Raw genomic sequence first — 2965 nt, forward strand, 5'->3', positions numbered from 1 at the left:
CGCGCGGTCGCGGCCGCGCTGCTCGGCGCGGGCATGCCCGAGGGCGCACCGGTCCCGGTGGTGCTGCCGAAGGGATGGCGGCAACCGGTGGCGGTGTTCGGGGTGCTCGCCGCGGGCGGTGCCTACGTCCCCATCGATCCGGACTGGCCCGACGAGCGCATCGCGCATCTGCTGCGGGCCACCGGCGCCGAGCACGTGGTCACCGACCCCGGCCTGGCCGACCGGGTCGCCGGGCTGGGCACGGTGTCGGTGCACCCGGTCCCCACCGGGCACCGGCCCGGGCCGGAGGCACCGGCCGCCGAGCGCAGGGAGCCGACGGATTTGGCCTACGTCATCTACACCTCGGGCTCCACGGGCACGCCCAAGGGCGCGGCGCTGGACCACCGGGGGCCGCTGAACACCATCGCCGACGTCAACGCGCGCTTCGGCATCGGATGCGACGACGTCGTGTTCGGCATCTCGTCGCTGTGCTTCGATCTGTCCGTCTACGACGTCTTCGGCTCGGTGCACGCGGGAGCACGGCTCGTGCTGCCCGCCGCCGAGAGCCTGCACGATCCGAGCGCCTGGCTGGAGACGATGCTCGCCGACGGGGTCACGGTGTGGAACTCGGTGCCCGCGCTGATGCAGCTCGCCGTCGAGGAGGCCGAGGCCCGCGGCATCGAGCTGCCCGCGCTGCGCGTCGTGCTGCTCAGCGGGGACTGGGTCCCGGTCGACCTCCCCGAGCGCATCCGGCGCGTCGCGCCCCGCGCACGCGTGGTCAGCCTCGGCGGCGCCACCGAGGCCTCGATCTGGTCCATCCTCCACCCGATCGACTCCGTCGATCCGGCACGGCCGAGCGTGCCGTACGGACAGCCGATGGCGGGTCAGACCTGGCACGTGCTCGACGAGCAGGGCGGCGATGCCCCGACGTGGGTGCCGGGCGAGCTCTACATCGGAGGGATCGGCCTCGCGATCGGGTACTGGAACGACCAGGAGCGCACCGACGCCGCGTTCGTACCGCACCCGAGGACCGGCGAGCGGCTGTACCGCACCGGCGATCTGGGCCGGTACCTGCCCGACGGGACGATCGAGTTCCTCGGCCGCGCGGACTTCCAGGTCAAGATCCAGGGCTTCCGCGTCGAACTCGGCGAGATCGAGCACGTGCTGGCACAGCACGCCGACGTCACGCGCGCCCTGGTCACCGCCCGCGACACCGCCTCGGGCAAACAACTCGTCGCGTTCGTCGTCGCCGAGGCAGGCACCGACGACGACGCGCTTCGCCGCTTCGCCGAGCAACACCTGCCGCACTACATGGTCCCGACGGCCGTCGTCGTCGTGGACCAGCTCCCGCTGACGGCCAACGGCAAGGTCGACCGCGCGGCGCTGGCCGCGCTCGAACCCGCGGAGTCCGGCGGGCAGCGGCCGGAGTACGTGGCGCCGCGCGACGACCTGGAGAAGACCGTGGTCGCGATCTGGGAGGACGTGCTGGAGACCTCCCCCGTGGGCGTGCACGACGACTTCTTCGAGCTCGGCGGCCAGTCGTTCGCCGGGTTGCGCGTGATCGCGCGGATCACGCGGGAGCTGGGCACCCGGCTGTCGCTGGCCGCGCTGCTGTCCGACCGGACGGTCGAGGCACTGTGCGCTCGGCTCGGCGCCCCGCAGGAGTGGTCGCCGTTGGTGCCGCTGAGCCGGGCGGAATCGGCGACGTCCCCGACCGGGGCATCCTCGACCGGGACGTCCCCGACCGCGATGTCCCCGACCGAGACGTCCCCGGCCGGGACGTCGCCGACCACGCTGTTCCTCGTGCACCCCGCGGGCGGAAGCGTGTTGTGCTACCGCCCACTGGCCGACCGGCTCGGCACGGACTGCTACGCGATGCAGGCGCCGGGCCCGGACGAGCCCTGCCCGACCGAGGTCGCCGGGTTCGCCGCGCTGTACGTGGAGCATCTGCGCGCCCTGCGCCCGCACGGCCCGTACGTGCTGGGCGGGTGGTCCTCCGGCGCGGTGATCGCCGCGGAGATGGCCCACCAGCTCGAACGGCTCGGTGAGCAGGTCACGACCCTGTTCGTCGTCGACTCCCCCGCCCCATTGCCGGAGCCAGAGGTCGACCCCGTGTCGCTAATGCTGTGGTTCCTCGAAGACCTCGACCTCGGTTTCCGCGCGGGGGACGCCACCGCCGACGTCCACGCCCGCCTCGCGGCCGTGGACGAGGACGACCGGCTGCGCGCCGGACTCGACCTCGTCGCCACGCGCACCGGCGCGACCGTCCCGGTGGACGACGACCACCTGCGGCACGCGTTCGGGGTGTTCCGGGCGGTGGTGGGCGCGTGCCGCAGGCACCGCCCCTCCGTCGTCGGCGCCGACGTGGTCGTGCTGCGCGCGTCCGACGGGGTCGTGAGCGAGTTCGCCGACCACCCGCACGGCTCCGACGACGACTGGGGATGGCGCGCGGTCACCACGGGGTCGGTCACGGCCACGCGCGTGGCCGGCACCCACTACACCGTGCTGACCGAACCGAACGTCGCCCGAGTAGCGGACACGGTGCGTGCCCACCTGTTGTCCGACACCCGGCAGGACACCACGCAGGAGAGGGAGATCCGGCAGTGACCACGACCTCGACCGACCCGCTCGACCCGCCCTTCGTCTCGCTGGTCTCCGCACTGCGCGACCACGCACGCACCCGGCCGGACCATCCCGCGCTCGTCCTGCTCGCCGACGGCGAGACCGAGCACGCGAGGTTGAGCTACGCACGGCTCGACGCACGCGCCCGCACCCTGGCCGCCCGGATGCAGCGCGACGGGCTCGCGGGCGAGCGGGTCCTGATCCTGCTACCCACCAGCGTCGAGTACGTGGTGTCCCTGCTGGCCTGCCTGTACTCGGGGGCGATCGCCGTGCCGGTCAGCCCGCCGGCCAAGGGCGCCCACCGCGAGCGCGTCGAGCACGTCGTGGCCGACTGCCGCCCCGCCGTGGCGATCGTGCCCGACGA

2 protein-coding genes are annotated in these 2965 nt (G+C 73.7%); both read left to right on the forward strand.

What is annotated here, in order from left to right; translation table 11 throughout:
* Positions 1–2586, forward strand: a 2586-nt coding sequence (locus tag SACSA_RS24190; RefSeq protein ID WP_019818742.1) for a non-ribosomal peptide synthetase, incomplete at its 5' end; no start/stop codon positions are given.
* The coding region (locus SACSA_RS23405) for an AMP-binding protein (RefSeq protein ID WP_048876894.1) at positions 2583–2965 on the forward strand (383 nt) is incomplete at its 3' end. The genes SACSA_RS24190 and SACSA_RS23405, both read left to right, overlap by 4 nt.

The organism is Saccharomonospora saliphila YIM 90502 (genome assembly GCF_000383795.1).
In the GTDB taxonomy this organism is placed as follows: Bacteria; Actinomycetota; Actinomycetes; order Mycobacteriales; family Pseudonocardiaceae; genus Saccharomonospora; species Saccharomonospora saliphila.